This window comes from Streptomyces sp. NBC_00029 (assembly GCF_045160505.1).
Classification (GTDB): Bacteria; Actinomycetota; Actinomycetes; order Streptomycetales; family Streptomycetaceae; genus Streptomyces.
In genome coordinates this window covers 7,900,481-7,917,122 of record NZ_CP108292.1, presented here as the reverse complement: position 1 = coordinate 7,917,122, position 16,642 = coordinate 7,900,481, and the positions used below count along the sequence as shown (strand labels likewise).

The following is a 16,642-nucleotide window of genomic DNA, read 5'->3' as shown; positions in this document are numbered from 1 at the left end:
TGATCCGCCATGACCAACTCAGTTGCCAACACCGCGCGCCTGATCGGCGCGGGCCTGCGGGCACTCCTCGTCCTGACGGTGCTGTGCGGGGTCCTCTACCCCCTCGCCGTCACCGGTATCGCCCAGGTCGCCTTCGACGACCGGGCCAACGGCTCCGAGATCAAGGACGGGGACGGCCGGGTCGTCGGCTCGTCCCTGATCGGGCAGAGCTACGACCTGCCGAAGCAGAACCCTGACGACCCGGAGGAAGTCGCCCGGCCGGACCTGCGGTGGTTCCAGCCTCGTCCTTCCCACGGTCTCGGCGCCAACAGCGTCAACACCCAGTACGCGCTGATCCTCTCGGGCGCCACCAACAAGGCCGCCGACAACCCGGACCTGGTGGGGCAGGTCGAGGACGCCAGGGCCGCCGTGATCGCGGACAACACCACGGCCGCACACACGGTGAAGCCGCAGGACGTGCCGGCCGACGCCGTCACCTCCTCCGGCTCCGGCCTCGACCCGGACATCTCCCCGGCCTACGCCAGGCTCCAGGTCCACCGGGTCGCCGAGCGCAGCGGCCTCGACGTCAGGCAGGTCGAGAGGCTCGTGGAGAAGCACACCGAGGGCCGCACCCTCGGCTTCCTGGGCGAACCCCGCGTCAACGTCCTCCGGTTGAACGTCGCCCTCAAGGCACTGGCCGCCGAGAGCGGGTGATCCGCGCTGCGGGTCAGGGCGCCGTCGGTACGTAGGCCGGCGAAGTCGCCGGCGTCGGGGCCCATCTCGTGGGCGTGGGTTCCGGCGCGAACGGCCCGGCCCGGTTGGTCATGAGGATCATCATCGTCGCGACGAAGATCAGGGTGATGACGATCAGGGCCAGCCCCACCGGGTTGTCGGGGTTGAGGTGGTAGCGGTTCGTGCCCCACTTGCTCCGCTTGAAGACCGGCTCGTCGTCGTGGTGCACGTCTGACCTCCCTGGTGGGCCCGCCGGCCGGCGCCGAGGGCCACTGCGGTCGGGGAACTGTCCGACGATTCTGCCTTGTTGATCGAATCCGACCTGGGTGCGGGGGGTCACCTCGCGTCGACGGCCCCGGTCCGGGGTCGCCGCCGAAGGATGACGGTGTGGACGAGCAGGCCCGCCGCCGCGCCGGCCACGTACCAGAACAGGTCGGGTGCGTTGAAGGTGGAACCGAGGACCAGTCGGGCCACCGTGCTGTGCCGGGACAGCTCTGCCGGTACGGCGCTGAGCTGGAGGAACTCGACGGCCCAGCTGGCGGCCAGCGCGACCCCGGCCGCCCGCACGGGTGTCATCCGGGGCGCGACCGATACGACGAGGGCCAGCAGCAGGACGGTGTACAGCGCGTCTCCGCCGTACTTCGCCACGCTCCCCGCCGCGACGGCCCGCAGCCCGAGCCCCGCGGCCACGGTCACCGCGGCGGCCGCCGCGGCCACCAGCCGGGTCCGTGCGGGGTCGGTGGCGGAGGCCGGGGTGGCGCCGGCGGCACTGTCACGGCGTCGGGACACAGGATGTACGGGGTTCGCGCGTTTCACGGGGTCATACTGCTGGAGCCCCGGGGAGCGCTGGACGGCGCCCCGGGGACCGGGCTTCGCAGAACACCCCCTATCGGGTGGGGTAGTCCGTGTAGCCGCGGGCGTCGCCGCCGAAGAAGGTGGACGGGTCCGGGGTGTTGTAAGGGCCTTCGGTGCGCAGGCGCTCGGGCAGGTCCGGGTTGGCCAGGAAGAGGGCTCCGAAGGCGAGGAGGTCGGCGACTCCGTCGTCGACCAGCGTGAGGGCGCGGTGGTCGGTGGGGCCTTCGGTCGCCGGGTTCAGCACGAGGGGGCCGGAGAACTGCTTGCGCAGGGCGAGGGTGGCCTCGCGCGCCTCGGGGCCGTGTTCCAGGACGTGCAGGTAGGCCAGGCCGAGCCCGTCGATCTCCTTGACCAGGGCCTCGTAGGCGGGCTGGGGGTCGGGCTCGGAGATGTCGTTGTACGTGTGCCCGGGCGAGACGCGCAGCGCCGTGCGCTCGGCGCCGATCGCGGCTGCCACCGCCTTGACGACCTCCACCGCGAAGCGGATCCGGTTCTCCACCGGGCCGCCCCACTCGTCGGTGCGCAGGTTGGAACCGGGGGCCAGGAACTGGTGGATCAGGTAGCCGTTGGCGCCGTGCAGCTCCACGCCGTCGAACCCGGCCTCCACCGCGTTGCGGGCGGCCTCCGCGTAGTCGGCGACGGTCTGCCGTACCTCGGCTCCGGTCAGCTCGTGGGGGGTCACGAAGTCCTTCATGCCGTCGCCGGTGAAGAGCTGCCCCTGGGCGGCCACGGCCGAGGGGGCCACGGGAACCAGGCCGTCGGGCAGCAGGCTCGGGTGGCCGATGCGGCCGGAGTGCATCAGCTGGGCGAAGATCCGGCCGCCTGCCGCGTGCACGGAGTCGGTGGCCCGGCGCCATGCCGCGACCTGCTCGGCGCTGTGCAGGCCGGGGGTGAAGGGGTAGCCCTGCCCGACCACGGACGGCTGGATGCCCTCCGTGATGATCAGACCGGCGGATGCGCGCTGGGTGTAGTACTCGGCCACGAGTTCGGTGGCGATACCGCCCTCACCTGCGCGGCTGCGGGTCATGGGCGCCAGGGCGATCCGGTTGGAGAGGGTGGCACCGGCCAGGTGGACGGGTTCGAAAGCGCTGGTCATTTTCGCCTCACAGAGTTAGTTGGTCGGCCAATGATTGGCTCCGGGATGCAGCGTACCTCATTACTTGGCCGACCAAGGTAAAATGTGGGTGGCCGGTAGAATCCACCCCGGAACCGCCGGACCCACGACCTGGAGGAGCACTCCCATGACCGCGGAATCCGCACAGGAGCCGACTGCCGCCCCGCAGTGCGCGGCAGCGCCCGGCGCCGTGCTGGACGGGCCGGTGAGTCATGCGATCAGCCGCGTCGCCCGGCTCCACCGGATCGCGGCGGGCCGGGTCCTGCGGGACCTGGGGCTGCACCCGGGGCAGGAGTTCCTGATGATGCACCTCTGGGACAGCGGGGCCGTGCGCCAGTCCGAGCTGATCAAGGCGGTCGGACTCGACCCCTCGACGGTGACCAAGATGCTCCAGCGCCTGGAGCACTCCGGCCACGTGCGGCGCCGCCCGGACCCCTCGGACCGGCGTGCCTCCCTGGTCGAGGCGACGGACGCCAGTTGCGGGCTCCTGGTCGAGGTCCGCAGGGCGTGGGGCGCATTGGAACGCCAGACCCTGGACGGCCTGGACGACACCGAACGCGCCGAACTGACCCGCCTCCTGGGCAAGGTCGAAGCGAGCCTGTGCGCGGAGGCCGTCCGGGGCGGCGACACGGAGTGCGATGCCGCGTACAAGGGGCCCGTCGACTGCTGAGCCGTCCCTTTCGGACCCCGTCGGGCCCGCGATGGCCATGGGGGGCGATTTCACCCGGCATGACAGAGAATGCCCATGAGGGGCATCCTCAACCGATGTCGGCATGTGTGGATCGGCGGCGGCCCGAAGGTCGTGGGACATGGCTACTGCAACACTCCAGAGCACCGAGCTGACCACGGCCTGCCCGAGCCCGGAAGATCCCGTGGCACGCCCGGCGGCCCCGGACGAACTCGCCTCCGCGCGGCCCACGGTGGACCGGCTGAGGGCCGCCTACCCCCTGATCGACGCGGCCGTCGTCGAGGCGACGGTCACGGCCGCCTACCACTGGTTCCGCGAGGCCAGGGTCAGGGCCTACGTACCGATCCTGGCCGAGCGCCGGGCCCGGAAGGCGCTCGGCGCCGTCCGGACGGATGTGGAGGCCGGGAGCTGATGTCCGACAAGAGGGCCGAGCGCATCGCGGACTTCATCGAGCCGCTGCGGGTACCGCCGGGATCGGAGGTGGACCTGGAGCGGGACTTCGACCCCCGCTACAAGGCCGGCCTCAAGAAGCGCGATGGGGCCGAGCTGCTGCGGACCGGGGTGTCACTGCTCGCCGAGTACCAGGAGCGGCTGGCCGCCCAGGACGCGTACGGCGTGGTGCTCTGCCTCCAGGCGCTCGACGCCGGGGGCAAGGACGGGACGATCCGCCACGTGATGAGCGGGGTCAATCCCCAGGGCGTACGGGTCAGCAGCTTCAAGGTGCCCTCCACCGAAGAGCTCGACCACGACTACCTGTGGCGGTACGCCCGGCGGCTGCCCGAGCGCGGCGAGATCGCCATCTTCAACCGCTCGCACTACGAGGAGGTCCTCGTCGTACGGGTCCACCCCGAGCTCCTCCTCCGGCAGAAGCTGCCGGAGCGCGCACTCGGGGAGGGCATCTGGGACCGGCGGTACCGCGAGATCAACCGCTGGGAGCGCTACCTCACGGACAACGGGTTCAAGGTCGTGAAGATCTTCCTGAACCTGTCCAAGGAGGAGCAGCGCACCCGCTTCCTGAAGCGGATCGACCGGCCGGAGAAGAACTGGAAGTTCTCCGCGGCCGACGTCCGGGAACGCCACCGGTGGGACGACTACCAGGAGGCCTTCTCCGAGATGCTGTCGGCCACGAGCACGAAGTGGGCTCCGTGGTACGTCGTTCCGGCGGACCGGAAGTGGTTCGCACGGATCTGCGCGGCGGCGGTCCTCGCGCACACCCTGATGGACATCGATCCGCGGTATCCCGAGCTGGCCGAAGAGGCGCGGAAGGATCTCCTCGGCACGAAACGGGCTCTGGAGAAGGAGGCCCCGGAGGGGGCACCGGCCGATCCCTACGCCGACCGGCACCCGCAATCGGAGGAGACCGGCCGGCACGGCCGCGGGCCGAAGAAGAAGCGTGGCCGGTAACCCCCGGATGGCACGCTACCGGCCCGGACGCGTCCGCGGCCCCGGATCGGAGGCACAACCATGACGGTGCGGTCGGATTCCGCGGGGCAGGCGCCCCGGGCCGGCGGGGACGGCTGGTACGCGCGCTCCCCCGAGGAGGTCGTGGCGGCGTTCGGTGTCGATACCGCGGCCGGTCTGTCCGCGGCGCGGGCCGCGGAACTCCTGGCCGCGAACGGCCCGAACGCGCTGCCCGAGGAGCGGCGGACCCCGGCCTGGCGCCGGTTCCTCGCCCAGTACCGCAGTTACATGCAGCTGGTCCTCGTGGTCGCCGCGATCGTCTCCCTGGTCATCCAGGAGTGGACCACCGCGATCCTGCTGATCGTGCTGACCCTGCTCAACGCGGTCGTGGGCCTGCGCCAGGAGGGCAAGGCCGAGAGCGCCATGAACGCGCTGAAGTCGATGATGAAGACGACGGCTCGGGTGCGCAGGGACGGCAGGGAGGCCGAGATCCCCGCCGAGCAGCTCGTCGACGGCGATGTCGTGCTCATCTCGGCCGGAGACCAGGTGCCGGCGGACGGGCGTCTCGTCGAGGCCAGTGCCCTGCAGATCGACGAATCGGCGCTCACCGGCGAGAGCGTCCCCGCCGCGAAGGACACCGGTCCGCTGGCGGGCAGCCGGCTGTCGCCCGGCGACCAGACCAATACGGCGTTCATGAACACCCCGGTCACGCACGGCAGCGGAGTCATGGTCGTCACCGCCACCGGCGCGGACACCGAGCTGGGCAAGATCTCCGGGATGCTGTCGGCCACCGAGAAGGAGGTGCCGCCGCTCACCAAGGAGCTCGACCGGCTGACGCTGTGGATCACGGCGGCGGCCGGCCTCACCATGATCGTGATGTTCGCCCTGGGACGCCAGCGGGACCAGGCCTGGGACGTCCTGTTCGTCAGCGCGGTCTCCCTGGCCATCGCGGCCATCCCCGAGGCCCTGCCGACCGTGACCCAGGCGATCCTGTCCGTCGGCAGTCTGAATCTGGCGAAGCGGAACGCCATCGTCAAGGAACTGCCGTCGGTCGAGACGCTGGCGTTCACGTCGGCGATCAACTCGGACAAGACCGGCACCCTGACGATGAACCAGATGACCGCGGTCGAAGTGCTGAGTCCCACCGACCGGTACACGGTGTCCGGGACGGGCTACGGGCTCGCGGGGAAGGTCCACCACGCCGCCGGCTCCACCGGGTCCGGGTCCGCCGGGGCCGCGGCGGGGATCGAGGACGCGATCCTGCCGTACGTGGTGGCCAGCGACGCCAAGCTGGTGGGCGGCGAGGTGGTGGGCGATCCCACCGAGGGCGCGCTGCTGGTGCTCGCGCACAAGGCCGGCCTGGACACCGACGCCACCCGTGACGCACTCCCCCGGCTCGCGACCCTCCCGTTCGACCCCGAGTACAAGCTGATGGCCACCTTCCACTCGGCCACCGACCCCTCCGGCCGGCAGGTCGTGCGCTGCTTCGTCAAGGGCGCCGCCCCGGCGGTGATGGCGCGGGCCGCCAGCGCGCTCGCGGCGGGCGAGACGGTCCCCTGGGACGCCGGTCTGCTGCGCCGTGCCGAGTCGCAGAGCGAGCGGATGGGCAGTGAGGGACGCCGGGTGATGGCCGCGGCCACCCGTGACCTGGACCCGGACGAGTTCGATCCGGACGGCGACCTGCTCGGGTACGTCACCGAGCTGCGGATGGCCAGTCTCGTGGGCATGGTCGATCCGCCGCGGGAGGAGGCCAGGGCCGCGGTGGCCGACGCGCAGGCGGCGCACATCCGGGTCCGCCTGGTCACCGGGGACGACGTCACGACCGGGGCTGCGATCGCCCGGCAGATCGGGATCCCCGGCGAGGCCGTCCTCGGCTCCGATTTCGCCGCCATGAGCGAGGAGGAGCAGCTCGCCCGCATCGAGGGAATCGGTGTGGTGGGGCGGGTCGCCCCGGAGCACAAGGTGCTCCTCGCGAACACGCTGAAGAAGAAGGGCGAGGTCGTGGCGATGACCGGGGACGGCGTCAACGACGCCCCGGCCATCAAGGCCGCCGACATCGGCATCGCCATGGGCAGCGGCACGGACGTGGCCAAGAACGCCGGGCGCATGATCCTGTCCGACGACAACTTCGCCACCATCGTCTACGCCGTGGAGCAGGGCCGGACGATCTACGACAACCTCACCAAGTACATCCGGTTCGTGCTGCTCCTGCTGGTCACGTTCGTGCTGACGTTCCTCGGCGCGACCGTCTTCAACATCGCCGCCGGGGAGCCCTTCACCCCGCCCCAAGTGCTGTGGATCCACTTCGTCGTCAACGCCTCGTTCGGCTTCGCGCTCGGCTTCGACCGGGAGAGCGCCGGACTCATGCGGCGCCGCCCGCGTCCGCGCGGGGAGTCGGTGCTCACGCGGCCCGTGCTCGTCACGGTCGGCCTGGGCGGGCTGGCGATCACCATCCTCCTGCTCGGACTGATCACGCTCGGCGAGACCCACTTCGGCGATATCGAGACCGGCCGGTCGATCGCCTTCACCGCCTTCTCGCTCTGCCTGATCGTGGCGGCCTTCGAATGCCGCAGCGAGACCGAATCCGTGCTGACGACCTCCACCTTCGACAGCAAGCAGATGAACTGGGTCGCCCTGGCCCAGTTCGTGCTCGCCGTGCTGGTGACCCAGATGGACGGCTTCGGCCGCGTCCTCGGGACGACCGAGATCGACGCGCGGCAGTTCGGATGGGCGCTGCTGGCCGCCGTCGCACTCCTGCTCGTCTGGGAACTGGGCAAGCTCGTGGCCCGCCGGTCGAGAGCCGCCTGAGGAAGGGCCGGTACGTGACCACCCGGCGCGACGGCCACGCCGTTCTCTCCCGCTTCCGGGCGGTTCCCGGTATCCGCGCGGTGTCGTCCTACCGGCGCGAGTGGCTGGCGAAGGACCTGGTCGCGGGAGTCGTCCTGACCACGCTGCTGGTGCCGCAGGGCATGGCGTACGCCGAACTGGCGGGCCTGCCGGCCATCACCGGCCTGTACACGACGATCCTCTGCATGCTCGGGTACGCGGTGTGCGGGCCCTCCCGGATCCTGGTGCTGGGCCCGGACTCCTCGCTGGGACCGATGATCGCCGCGACCGTGCTGCCCCTGGTGGCGGCCGACGGGGATCCCGACCGGGCCGTCGCACTGGCGTCGATGCTCGCCGTCATGGTGGCGGCCATCATGATCCTGGCCTCGGTGGCGAAGCTCGGTTTCATCGCCGACCTGATCTCCAAACCGACGATGATCGGCTACATGAATGGCCTGGCCCTGACCATCCTGATCGGTCAGCTGCCCAAGCTTCTCGGCTTCAAGGTCGAGGCGGACAACCTGATCGGCGAGTGCGTCGGCCTCGTGGAGAAGATCGCCGACGGGGCGGTCGTACCGGCGGCGGCCGCCGTGGGTCTCGGCGGGATCGCCCTGGTCCTGATCCTGCAGCGCTTCCTGCCGAAGGTCCCGGCCGTCCTCGTGATGGTGGTCCTGGCGATCGCCGCGGCCACCGCCTTCGGCCTCGGCGAGCACGGCGTCGGCCTGGTCGGGGTACTGCCCGAGGGCTTCCCGCCGTTCACGATCCCCGAGGTACGGCTCGCCGACGTCGCGCCGCTGCTCGGCGGCGCGCTGGGCATCGCTCTGGTGTCCCTGGCCGACACCATCTCCAACGCCTCCGCCTTCGCCGCGCGCTCCGGCCAGGAGATCCGCGGCAACCAGGAGATGGCGGGCGTCGGTGCGGCCAACCTGGCGGCCGCGCTCTTCCAGGGCTTCCCGGTCAGCAGCAGCGGGTCCCGGACGGCCGTGGCGGAGCGCGCGGGGGCCAGGAGCCAGCTCACCGGGGTCGTCGGAGCGGCGCTGATCATCCTCATGCTCGTGGTGGCGCCGGGCCTGTTCCGCAACCTCCCCCAGCCGGCCCTGGCCGCCGTGGTCATCACCGCGTCACTGTCCCTGGCGGACGTCCCGGGGGCCGTACGGCTCTGGCGGCAGCGCCGGGCGGAGTTCCTGCTGTGCTTCGCGGCCTTCGTCGGGGTCGCCCTGCTCGGCGTGCTGCCCGGGATCGCCATCGCCGTGGGCCTGTCCGTCCTCAACGTCTTCCGGCGCGCCTGGTGGCCGTACGACACCGTACTGGGGCGGGTGCGGGGCCTGGAGGGCTACCACGACATCCGTTCCTACCCGCAGGCCGAACAGCTGCCGGGCCTGGTCATCTACCGGTTCGACGCCCCGCTCTTCTTCGCCAACGCCAAGACCTTCCGCGACGAGATCCGGCGGCTGGCCGCCGCGGATCCGCGGCCGAGCTGGATCGTGGTCGCGGCGGAGCCCATGACCGATGTGGACACCACCGCCGCCGACGTGCTGGAGGAGCTCGACGAAGCGCTCAACGAGGAGGACGTGCACCTCGTGTTCGCGGAGCTCAAGGACCCGGTGCGGCAGAAGATCGAGCGGTACGAACTCACCCGGACCATCGACCCCCGCCACTTCTTCCCCACCGTGGAGGCCGCCGTCGCCGCCTTCCGCCTGCGTACCGGAGCGCAGTGGACCTCTGCGTCGGCCACCGCCGCCACCCCGGAGGAACCGCCCGCCGACGAGAAGTGACGGCGAGGGGTGACGGAGAGGAGCGAGGCGGGAGGTGACGGCCCGACGGGTGCGTGGAACGCGCCCGCCGCGGCCCGCCGACCGCGGGCTTTCGCCCCGGATGGCAGGACCGGCCGGGCCGCGGGACCATGACGACGGAGGAAGCGATGACCGATGACCAGCCGGCGCCTGCACCGGGAGAGCCCGCGCAAGGAGAGCCGGCACCGCGCACACACCGTCTCGTGCCCCGCCTGACGCTGCCCGGCTGCTGGGGCGCGCTCCTCCTGGCGTGCCTGTCCTTCACCCCGTCACTGCTCCCCCGCGGAGGCGTGCTTCAAGGACTGGTCTGCGGCATCGGCGCGGCCATCGGCTACGGGCTGGGCGTGATCTCGGCCTACGTATGGCGCGCCTTCGCCGACCGTGACGCCCGCACTCCCTCGCGCCGGTCCTGGATCGTCCTGGCGGTCTGCGCGGTCGTCCTCTTCGGTGTCGCGTTCGGGCTCGGCCAGTACTGGCAGCACCGTATCCGCGGGCTCATGGGGGTCACCGACTACAGCGCGCTCGCCACCGTCGCCTGCCCCTTCGTCGCCGCGCTCGTCTTCCTCCTCCTGCTGCTGGCCGGGCGCGGGCTACGAGCCCTGTACCGCCGGGCCGCCGATCTGCTCGACCGCTGGATCGGCCGGAGGGCGGCCCAGGTGGTCGGCTGGCTCCTGGTGGCGGGCCTGGCGTGGGCCGCGTTCTCCGGGCTGCTGCTGAACGGCTTCGTGAACGCCTCCAACGAGGCCTTCTCGCTGCGGGACACCGAAACCCCGGAAGGCGTGCACCAGCCCACGTCGTCCCTGCGTTCGGGCGGGCCCGGCTCGCTGGTGCCGTGGGACTCGCTGGGCCGGGAGGGCCGGGCGTTCACCGGCAAGGGACCGACCGCCCAGGAGATCGGCGCGTTCACCCGCCGCACGGCGCAGGAGCCCGTCCGGGCGTACGCCGGGCTGGAGACCTCCGGCGACACGGAGACCCGGGCGGCACGGGCCGTCGCGGACCTCGAACGGGCGGGCGGCTTCGAGCGCGAGAACCTCCTCGTGATGACCACCACGGGCAGCGGCTGGGTGGATCCCGCCGCGGTGGACTCCTTCGAGTACCTCGGCAACGGGGACTCCGCCAGTGTGGCGATCCAGTACTCGTACCTGCCGTCGTGGATGTCGTACCTCGTCGACCAGTCCAAGGCGCGCGAGGCGGGCCGCGACCTCTTCGACGCGGTCTACGACAAGTGGTCCAAGCTGCCTCAGGACCAGCGCCCGCGGCTGTTCGTGGCGGGTGAGAGCCTGGGGTCGTTCGGCGGTGAGACGGCCTTCAGCGGCGAGTACGACCTGCGCAACCGCACGGCAGGCACCGTTTTCGCCGGCCCGCCCAACTTCAACACCCTGTTCCGCGAGTTCAGCGACCACCGCGACGCGGGCAGCCCCGAGATCGAGCCCGTCTACCGGGAGGGCCGCACCGTCCGCTTCACCGACGACCCGGAAGCCGGGCTGCCTCCGGCGGACCGGCCGTGGGACGGCACGCGGGTCCTCTACCTCATGCACCCGTCCGACCCGATCGTCTGGTGGAGCCCGCGGCTGGCGCTCTCCGAGCCCGACTGGATCGGCGAGAAGCCCGGGACGGACGTGCTCGGCGCGATGGTCTGGATCCCGTTCGTGACCTTCTGGCAGGTCACCGCCGACCTGCCGTTCTCCACGGGCGTGCCGGACGGCCACGGCCACACGTACAAGGCCGCGTACGTCGACGCCTGGAACGCCGTCATGCGGCCCGACGGGTTCACCGCGCAGGACCTGGACCGGCTGAAGAACATCGTCTCGCCGCCGCCGGAGTGAGCCCGCTCAGCGAAGCAGGAACCCGGCGAGGTAGCCGAGCGCGTTGACCGCCCAGTGCAGACCCATGGGAGCCAGCAGGCTGCCGCTGCGGCGGCGCAGTTCGCAGAACAGGACGCCGGCCGCCGCCGTGAAGAGCACGGCCCCCGCAACGGCCAGCGCGGCTCCGAGCTCGGATTCACCGACGACCGAGGTCAGGGCCGGCTTCGCGGTAGCCAGGTTCAGCGACGGGAGCACGTGCCACAGGCCGAACAGCAGGCTCGACACGGCGGTCGCCCACACCGCGCCGCGGACGCGGAGCACGAGACCGTAGAGCACGCCGCGGAAGGCGACCTCCTCCAGCAGGACCGTGCCGAGGGGGACCAGCACGAAGGCGCGCAGCATCACCTCGCTGCCGTCCATCCCGCTGTACCGCTCGTCCTCGAACAGCGTCCTGGTGGCCGGCAGCAGGGCCCCGGCCAGGTAGACGACAGCGACCAGGCCGATCAGGGCCAGCGCCCAGCGGGCACCGCGGGCCAGCGTGCCCGGCGCCAGGCCGGCGTCCGCGAGGGTACCGCCCGCCCGGCGCAGCACCCCGAGCAACAGGCAGCTGACCACGACGGCCGTCACCACGCCCCACAGGCCCGACCAGCGGTGCACTGCCAGATTGGTGACGCCGAGGACGGCGACCGTGATGGCCACGGCCGTCCAGGTACCGAGCGGCCGCCGGAGCCGCCGGGCGCCATCGGGGGTACTGCGGGGCATGGGATCCCACCTCGGTCGTGACGACAGTCGGCGCACGCGGCCGGTCCCCCGGCGAAACCCTGGACCTCCTCGTTCGAGCGGCCGATCCCGTGCCGGAACATCCCCATTGTTTCCGGCTTCACGCAGGTCAGCATCATCTGACGGTCGGGGGTGTCGGCTCGGGAGGGGCGGCTCGTGCAGGGCGGGACCGGTGCGCTGCGGCCCGGGTCCCCGGCCGCCGGGCGGGCCGCGCCCGGGCGTTAGGCTCGGCGGATGATTCCCGAACAGCCCCCGAAGATCGTCACGCGCGAGGACGACGGGTGGATCCGTGCCTATGTGATGGCCGCCGGCTCCTTCGGGGCGCTGGAGCCCGCCGCGGTGTTCCGGCCGCGCGCCGGCGACGAGGCCGTGGCATCGGCCGTCCGGTCCGACTTGGAGCGCGTCGTGTACACGACGCGGAACGCGGTCGTCTGCCTCACGCGCGACGGCGACCTGGTGTGGGAGTCGGCGTTCGAGCCGCATTCCGACGTGCCCCACGGCCACCGGCCCGACTGCGTGCTGTCCCTGGACGGCCGGACCGTGTGGGTGTACCGGCCGGACGCGATGGCGCTGCGCGGGGGCGGGGACCAGTGGGTCGTGTACGACGCCGACAGCGGGGCGGTCCTCGCACGCCGCGAGCTGGAGACGGCCGGGCACGGGGCCGGCCACCACGTGCACCCCGTGGACGGCAGCGTCTACCTCGGCATCGGTGAGGGCCAGGACGGATCCGTCATTCTCAGGGGTGTGCCCGGCGCCGACGGCGAGGTGCGGTTCGTGACGTATCCGTCGTGGGACCGCTGCCTGATCGGCCTGGCGCCGGGTGGACGGCAGTTCATGACCGTCGACCACGGGCAGGAGGACGTCGCCTTCCACGACCACCCCAGCGGGGACGTGCTGTTCACCCTGCCCGTCGGGGCCTTCGGGTACGACCCCGAGGACACCTGTGTGGAATGGAGCGGGGGCTACCTGACCCCGGACACCGCCGTCGTCACCCTGGGCGGTGAGCGCGAGGACGAGGAGGAGTGGTTCCGCCACTACCTGATCGACGTGCACACGGGCACGGTCAGCGGTGAGTTCGCCGTCGAGGCGAGGCACCCGTACGAAGTGGAACCCCTGGGCGACGGCTCCTGGCTCACCGGCGGCCCCGACGGTCCGCCCGTCCGCCGGTCCCGCGCACCACTGCCGTCCGCACCCGCAGGTCCGGCAGGCTGACGGACGGTCACCGGCGGGCCCGTCGGCCGCAGTGGGGCCCTGCGGCCGACGGACGTCCTCGCCGCCCCGTCGTACGTCCCGTCCTCGCGTCCGGTCCGGCTACGCGGCGCCCGTCATCCGGGCGAACACCACCACGTTGCTGTCGTAGTAGTGCTTACCGGCGTCGAAGTTGCCTCCGCAGGTGACCAGTCGAAGGCCCGCGTGGTCGAGGTTCTTGTAGACCTCCAGCGTGGGGAACTCGGCCTTCGGGTACTCCGCGACCCGGTCCACCGTGAACGTGACCGTCTTGCCGTCCCGCCGTGTCACCTTGATGGTGTCGCCGCCCTTCATCGTCTTCAGCTTCTCGAACACGGCGGACGCTCCGTTCCACGTGACGTGCCCGGCGATCACGGCCGGCCCCTGGGAGCCGGGCGTGGGCCCCGGCTCGTACCAGCCTGCGAGCGCGGGATCCTTCGGGGTCTGCATGGTGCCGTCCGTGTTCTGCCGCAGCGTCTCCAGGGAGCTGGACACGTTGAGTGAGGGGATCGTGATCTTCTGCGGCTCCGACCGGGCCAGGGCCTGCTCGGCCTTGCCCGCGCCCGCACCCCCGGCCGTACCGTTCTGGGATCCGTCCGCGGGTGCCGCCGGGACACCACCGGCGGGCGCCTTCCCCGTGGGTGCGGCGTCAGCGGCGGCCGGTGCCCCGCCCCGCAGCGTCCCCTCCGGTACGGGCGGCTTCGCCGCGTTCTGGCCGCCGCACCCCACGAGGAGGAAGCCGGCGAGGACGGCGGCGGCCAGGGGGCCTGCGATCCGGCGGCGGCGGGGCCGCGTGCCGGACGCGTAGGCCGTGGAGAACTCGGGGACCGGCTTCACGCGCCGCTCCCGGTGGTCTCCCGGCGGCCGGGGAGGCCGCCGACGCGCTTGCGCCCGATGGCCACCGCACCGGCCACCACCGCGAGTACGGTGATCGCCACGCCGTCGCGCACCGTCACGGGCACGTCCATGCGCTCCGGCGAACCGCCGCCGGTCTCGATGCCGCCGACGGGAACGGAGCCCACGGCCGCGCCCTTGACCTCTCCGCAGTTGGTCGGAGCCGTGGCCTCCTGGGGCAGCTTCGGGTCGAGCTCGCTCTTGCCGGCGCCCTCGAAGTCGTACTTCTTGTTCTTGTTGCGGTCGATGCCGTGCTGGACGACGTGCAGGTCCTTGATGTGGTCGACCACATCCTGGCCGACGGCGATCGTCCGCTTGTAGGAGAGCTTGCCCTTCTTGTCGGCGACGGGCATCCGGTCCACGGCCAGGCCGCTGGTCGCCTTGGTGTCGCCGGCGGTGGTGAGCGAGATGTTGATGTCGCCGTAGTCGTGGGTGGCCTCGGTGTTGCTGAGGACGCCGTCGCCGTCGGTGTCGTCGGTGGCGTCAGGGCACTTGAAGTCGTGCCCCTTCGTCGAACCGTGCAGATGCTGGGCCGACGGCTGTCCGGGCACCATGCCCTCGGACTCGATCTGCACCGTGAGTTGATTGCCCTTGAGGCTGAGCATGACCGTTCCACTGGAGCCCGAAGCGTTCAACTGCGCCAGGTCGATCTGGTACGCCTTTCCGCCCTCCGCGAGAGCTGGTCCGGAAAGGCCGAGCGTCAGGAACACGGCTGCGGGTACGGCGGCGAGAACCACGAGGCGACCGGTGCGCTTGACTATCACATTCGCTCCTGTTCCGTGGATCCCCAGGAAGGGAATCGCAGATCGTACGGGATGGAATCGAGTGACCCTGGAGAGGCCCTCGTTCCTCATTCGTTGCCCCAACGCCTGCGGATGGGTGCCTATATGAAAAATTTTCTGCGACTTCTGCGACCGGCCTTACGTGCGCCGGCCGTCCGGATGCGCGAAGTCTTTCCGTGAGCAGCGCAATTCCGCGTGCGGTGCACTGCGGTTCGCGCTCACGCGGCAGCCGGACCATCACGCTGCCCAAGGTGCTTTCGGCTCGGGGGAGAGCGCCGATCGGTGCACGTCATCGGCCTTCTCCGGGCCGTAGTTGCTCCGTTCGACCGGGCCCCCTGCCGCCGGCACGCGCCCGTCGATGCGTATGCGGGGATGAGCGGCGCGAGCGTCGGCATGACCGTCCGTATTAGGCGAAGGGGCCGGAACTCGGACTCCTCGGCGATATTCGGCCGGCGCCCCATTCGATCCTGCCGTACGCATGCACGCGCATCCACCGCTTTCGACATCATTCCGGTCGTCGACGGGGCGTCTTCCCCATCGCCGGGTCCGGTTCGGTGACGACCTTTGTAGTCGCCCCGGAGCCGGCCCGACGAATAGTTGGCCTCTGATGCCAAAAACCTTGCGGGCCGCCCGTGTTCACCCGCCGCGCTCCGGCCGGTGCGCAGGGTCCGGTCCCGGCAAGGTACGGCGCCCGCCATGCCGCCCTGTGAGGGCACGGAGCCGGCGCGCGGGGTCGCCCGCGCTGCCCTCAGCTCTCCTTCACGGGGCCGAGCGGCCGCTTGTAGTACCGCCAGGGGAACCAGCCCTCACCGACGGGGATCCAGCCCGCCGCCTCCATCCGCCGGTGGCGGCCGCCGGAGGAGAGCGTCACACGGCAGTGCTCCCACGGGTGCCCGGAGGCCTCCACCTCGTGGAAGAAGGATCCGTAGCCGACCAGGTGCCATCCGTCGCGTCCGGCCTCGTCCAGGGCGGCCATCTCGTTGAACGCGGTGAGCGGGCTGAGGATGCGGCGCTCCGGAGAGCCCGGCCCCCCGCCGGTCGGTGCACCGGGTGCGGCCGGCCCCGCGAACCTCTGTTGCGCGGCCTGACGGCTGACCCCCAGGATGCGGCCCACCGTTTCCCAGCTGTGCCCGGCGGCCCTGGCGCCCTGTACGGCCTCGCGCAGGAGCCTGCTCGCCTCTTCGGCCCCGACGCGCGACGCGTCCACCAGGCGCAGATAGCCCGCCGCATCGTGTTCGAGGGAATCGGCCAGCCCCTCGGGGACGCCGATGACGGCCGCGGCGATGCCCTCGCGGATCCGGGCGGCCTCCAGCGGGCCGAGCAGGGGCTCGTCGCTCATCGCCGCGCACCGGCGAGCGGTTCGAGGGCGTCGAGCACGTCCGCGTCGCGGCGGGCACGGACGGCGTCGGCCTGCGCCGCAGCGGCCCGGGCCACCATGGCGCCCGCGGCGGCGACGAGCACGAGGGACACGACGACCAGGGCGACCGAGACGGCAACGCCGAAGCGGTCGTGGAACATGACCGCCACGGCGGGCAGGGCCACCGCGAGCGGCGGCAGGGCAGCCGTGGCCGCGGACTTGCTGCTGTGCGGGAGGTCCCCGGAGGAGGGCTTCGACTTCAAGATCGGCATGTGTCAAGAAAACCTTGACACTCACCCTCTGTCAAGACTTCCTTGACAGAGGCATTCGGGCCGGCACTCCAAGGCCCTTGCACACCTCCCCCCTTCCCGACCACCACATCGGTCGCAGAAGGAAGGAAGTAAAATCC

General features: G+C 71.5%; 16 protein-coding genes. 8 read left to right on the top strand and 8 right to left on the bottom strand.

Annotated elements, in window-relative coordinates; genetic code table 11:
- The first annotated feature begins 9 nt into the window (after positions 1–9).
- A complete protein-coding gene (locus tag OG753_RS36445; protein ID WP_405791670.1) occupies positions 10–693 on the top strand; it encodes a potassium-transporting ATPase subunit C in 684 nt (227 codons plus the stop codon).
- Between the two features lie 13 nt (positions 694–706).
- Here OG753_RS36445 and OG753_RS36440 read toward each other — a convergent pair whose 3' ends face one another.
- The 3 genes from OG753_RS36440 to OG753_RS36430 all read right to left on the bottom strand — a co-directional run bounded on the left by OG753_RS36440 (position 707) and on the right by OG753_RS36430 (position 2,662).
- Complete coding sequence (locus tag OG753_RS36440) at positions 707–940, bottom strand: hypothetical protein (RefSeq protein ID WP_405791668.1); 234 nt, start codon at positions 938–940, stop codon at positions 707–709.
- 107 nt (positions 941–1,047) lie between these two features.
- On the bottom strand, positions 1,048–1,500 hold the full coding sequence (locus OG753_RS36435) for a DUF2809 domain-containing protein (protein WP_327266029.1): 453 nt from the start codon (positions 1,498–1,500) through the stop codon (positions 1,048–1,050).
- A gap of 97 nt (positions 1,501–1,597) precedes the next feature.
- Positions 1,598–2,662 (bottom strand): alkene reductase, encoded by a 1,065-nt coding sequence (locus OG753_RS36430; RefSeq protein WP_405791666.1) that lies wholly within the window; start codon positions 2,660–2,662, stop codon positions 1,598–1,600.
- 145 nt (positions 2,663–2,807) lie between these two features.
- On the opposite strand from OG753_RS36430, the gene OG753_RS36425 reads away from it, so the two are divergent.
- The 6 genes from OG753_RS36425 (at position 2,808) to OG753_RS36400 (ending at position 11,214) form a co-directional block, all read left to right on the top strand.
- Positions 2,808–3,350: a MarR family winged helix-turn-helix transcriptional regulator gene (locus OG753_RS36425; protein ID WP_405791664.1), complete on the top strand. Its 543-nt coding sequence runs from the start codon at positions 2,808–2,810 to the stop codon at positions 3,348–3,350.
- A gap of 139 nt (positions 3,351–3,489) precedes the next feature.
- On the top strand, positions 3,490–3,780 hold the full coding sequence (locus OG753_RS36420; protein WP_405791662.1) for a three-helix bundle dimerization domain-containing protein: 291 nt from the start codon (positions 3,490–3,492) through the stop codon (positions 3,778–3,780).
- Positions 3,780–4,772, top strand: a complete 993-nt coding sequence (locus tag OG753_RS36415) for a polyphosphate kinase 2 family protein (RefSeq protein ID WP_405791660.1) — start codon at positions 3,780–3,782, stop codon at positions 4,770–4,772. Before OG753_RS36420 ends, OG753_RS36415 begins: the two co-directional genes overlap by 1 nt.
- 60 nt (positions 4,773–4,832) lie before the next feature.
- A complete protein-coding gene (locus tag OG753_RS36410; RefSeq protein ID WP_327266024.1) occupies positions 4,833–7,577 on the top strand; it encodes an HAD-IC family P-type ATPase in 2,745 nt (914 codons plus the stop codon).
- A 14-nt stretch (positions 7,578–7,591) separates the two neighbouring features.
- The gene (locus OG753_RS36405) at positions 7,592–9,370 is read left to right on the top strand and encodes a SulP family inorganic anion transporter (RefSeq protein WP_405791658.1); all 1,779 of its coding nucleotides are present in this window, start codon (positions 7,592–7,594) and stop codon (positions 9,368–9,370) included.
- A gap of 221 nt (positions 9,371–9,591) precedes the next feature.
- Positions 9,592–11,214: an alpha/beta hydrolase gene (locus tag OG753_RS36400; RefSeq protein WP_405791656.1), complete on the top strand. Its 1,623-nt coding sequence runs from the start codon at positions 9,592–9,594 to the stop codon at positions 11,212–11,214.
- A gap of 6 nt (positions 11,215–11,220) precedes the next feature.
- Here OG753_RS36400 and OG753_RS36395 read toward each other — a convergent pair whose 3' ends face one another.
- Complete coding sequence (locus OG753_RS36395; RefSeq protein WP_327266021.1) at positions 11,221–11,955, bottom strand: type II CAAX endopeptidase family protein; 735 nt, start codon at positions 11,953–11,955, stop codon at positions 11,221–11,223.
- 252 nt (positions 11,956–12,207) lie between these two features.
- Between OG753_RS36395 and OG753_RS36390 the strand changes: the two genes are divergently transcribed.
- Positions 12,208–13,185, top strand: a complete 978-nt coding sequence (locus OG753_RS36390; protein ID WP_405791653.1) for a hypothetical protein — start codon at positions 12,208–12,210, stop codon at positions 13,183–13,185.
- Positions 13,186–13,284: 99 nt separating this feature from the next.
- Here OG753_RS36390 and OG753_RS36385 read toward each other — a convergent pair whose 3' ends face one another.
- The 4 genes from OG753_RS36385 to OG753_RS36370 all read right to left on the bottom strand — a co-directional run bounded on the left by OG753_RS36385 (position 13,285) and on the right by OG753_RS36370 (position 16,505).
- The gene (locus OG753_RS36385) at positions 13,285–14,037 is read right to left on the bottom strand and encodes a class F sortase (protein ID WP_327266019.1); all 753 of its coding nucleotides are present in this window, start codon (positions 14,035–14,037) and stop codon (positions 13,285–13,287) included.
- Positions 14,034–14,858 carry a hypothetical protein gene (locus tag OG753_RS36380; RefSeq protein WP_327266018.1) on the bottom strand — a complete coding sequence of 275 codons (825 nt, stop codon included), beginning with the start codon at positions 14,856–14,858 and terminating at the stop codon, positions 14,034–14,036. The genes OG753_RS36385 and OG753_RS36380 overlap by 4 nt, the downstream gene beginning before the upstream one ends.
- 766 nt (positions 14,859–15,624) lie before the next feature.
- Positions 15,625–16,215: a hypothetical protein gene (locus tag OG753_RS36375; protein ID WP_405791651.1), complete on the bottom strand. Its 591-nt coding sequence runs from the start codon at positions 16,213–16,215 to the stop codon at positions 15,625–15,627.
- Positions 16,212–16,505: a hypothetical protein gene (locus OG753_RS36370; protein WP_405791649.1), complete on the bottom strand. Its 294-nt coding sequence runs from the start codon at positions 16,503–16,505 to the stop codon at positions 16,212–16,214. The genes OG753_RS36375 and OG753_RS36370 overlap by 4 nt, the downstream gene beginning before the upstream one ends.
- Between the last annotated feature and the right edge of the window lie 137 nt (positions 16,506–16,642).

Bases quoted from the DNA above. Each gene is read 5' to 3' on its own strand.
- OG753_RS36445 (WP_405791670.1), top strand. From the start codon at position 10: ATGACCAACTCAGTTGCCAACACCGCGCGCCTGATCGGCGCGGGCCTG.
- OG753_RS36430 (WP_405791666.1), bottom strand. From the start codon at position 2,662: ATGACCAGCGCTTTCGAACCCGTCCACCTGGCCGGTGCCACCCTCTCC.
- OG753_RS36425 (WP_405791664.1), top strand. From the start codon at position 2,808: ATGACCGCGGAATCCGCACAGGAGCCGACTGCCGCCCCGCAGTGCGCG.
- OG753_RS36420 (WP_405791662.1), top strand. From the start codon at position 3,490: ATGGCTACTGCAACACTCCAGAGCACCGAGCTGACCACGGCCTGCCCG.
- OG753_RS36415 (WP_405791660.1), top strand. From the start codon at position 3,780: ATGTCCGACAAGAGGGCCGAGCGCATCGCGGACTTCATCGAGCCGCTG.
- OG753_RS36410 (WP_327266024.1), top strand. From the start codon at position 4,833: ATGACGGTGCGGTCGGATTCCGCGGGGCAGGCGCCCCGGGCCGGCGGG.
- OG753_RS36395 (WP_327266021.1), bottom strand. From the start codon at position 11,955: ATGCCCCGCAGTACCCCCGATGGCGCCCGGCGGCTCCGGCGGCCGCTC.
- OG753_RS36390 (WP_405791653.1), top strand. From the start codon at position 12,208: ATGATTCCCGAACAGCCCCCGAAGATCGTCACGCGCGAGGACGACGGG.
- OG753_RS36375 (WP_405791651.1), bottom strand. From the start codon at position 16,215: ATGAGCGACGAGCCCCTGCTCGGCCCGCTGGAGGCCGCCCGGATCCGC.
- OG753_RS36370 (WP_405791649.1), bottom strand. From the start codon at position 16,505: ATGCCGATCTTGAAGTCGAAGCCCTCCTCCGGGGACCTCCCGCACAGC.